We start from the raw sequence: 1,526 nt of genomic DNA on the forward strand, positions 1-1,526 counted from the left end.
TCGGATCTGCACATAGAGCCAGTTCACCGGGATCTTAAGCGTTCGGGCCAGTTCGGGCGGGCTGAGAAGTGAGTCGGCATGCACCCATCGGTTGCGCTGGGTAGTCACCTTGATGGCAGCGGCACGACGGAGCCGCCCAACGGTGATGGGCAGCACCTTATCGACGCAATGAGGAGAGCGGTGGCCTTCCTGAGTAAGGATTGCGGCGATCTCGTCGTCTGGGACGCCGTCGCGGGCAAGCGCCAGCAGGCGCGCCCGCATCTCTGTGCCTCGCGTCAATCTGGTGACGGAGTTGACGCTCATCCTCACCTCGAGCTCCGTCACGGCGCCTCCTCGCCAGACGATCCTGGCCAGGGCCAAGTCGTGCTCACCGCGGTCGAGCATGACCTTTTCGATGAGGCATCGCAACAACGCCTTGCGATGCGCATCCGAGATAGTCTTGTCAGCCCATATCTGCGGCAAGCGGCCGGTGAGGCTGATGACCTTGTTGTCGAGCTCCTTGCTTATGGCCACTTGTGTGATGGCTTTGGAGGGCGTCTGTCGGGCAAGCGCCTCTTCGGCGGCTCGCACGTCGGTTAGCGCCGCTTCCCATCGTCGCTCGAGTTCTGAGGCAACCAGGCGATTGTCTGGATCAGCTCGGTTGAACTGCCGTTCGGCGAGCGCCGCCGTGTACCGCTTGCGCTCGAGCTCTCGTTCTGCGCTGGAACGTAACGCATTGTTCATCTGCTGCTGGACCCGGCGGGAGTGCGACAAGGCATCGAGTTCGGCCGGCGCCAGTGCAGTTAGGAATGCATCGGCAACGGCCGCATCGATACGGTTGGCCCGAATGTGTTGGCAGGTCGGCTGGCCTTCCTGGGTACGCAGGTGATTGCATACATACTCGCCGCCCCCCTTGTAGCGGACGTACATCTTATGGCCACATCGTGCGCACCAGGCGATGCCGTGGAGCAGAAGCTCGCCATCGCGAGGCGCGCCTCGGGTTTTGATGCGCATGTATTCGGCTCGGTTATCTCTGATGACGGCTCGGATTTTTTCATAAATTGGCCAGTCGATATAGGCAGGATATCGATCTTTGACGACGATCCGCCACTCCTCAATCGGCCGCGGAGCCTTTTGCGGCAGGGCGCCCTCCCGCTTCGGCGGCTGGAAGTGGGTTCGTCCATAGACGAAGGCACCCGCGTATGCGGGGTTCTTCAAGACGGCCGCCACCGCAGCCAGCGTCGCGCGCGTCCAACACAAATCACCATGCCGATCACGACGTGGCAGTTCGAGGTCACGCTCGTTCAACGCCCGCATGACCTTGGCAACGCTGCGCAGTTGCAGGAACAGTTGGAAGACGAGACCGAGCCGCCCTTGCACGGCCATGTCGGGATCCTTAACGACCACGCCGCTCGGGTCCCGCATCAGCCCGATTGGCAGCATAACCGCAAGTTCGCCGCGTTCGGCTTTAGCCAGCAGGCCGGCGGTCAGCCGGCTGCGGATCGTATGTAGCTCAAGCTCGGAGATCGAACCTTTCAGCCCGAGAA

General features: G+C 62.0%; 1 protein-coding gene. It reads right to left on the reverse strand.

Going from position 1 to position 1,526, the window contains the following annotated elements; translation table 11 throughout:
- A partial coding sequence (locus XI09_RS45880; RefSeq protein WP_271565322.1) for a recombinase family protein occupies nucleotides 1-1,526 on the reverse strand: 1,526 nt, incomplete at both ends.

The organism is Bradyrhizobium sp. CCBAU 11386, assembly GCF_028128955.1.
Classification (GTDB): Bacteria; Pseudomonadota; Alphaproteobacteria; order Rhizobiales; family Xanthobacteraceae; genus Bradyrhizobium.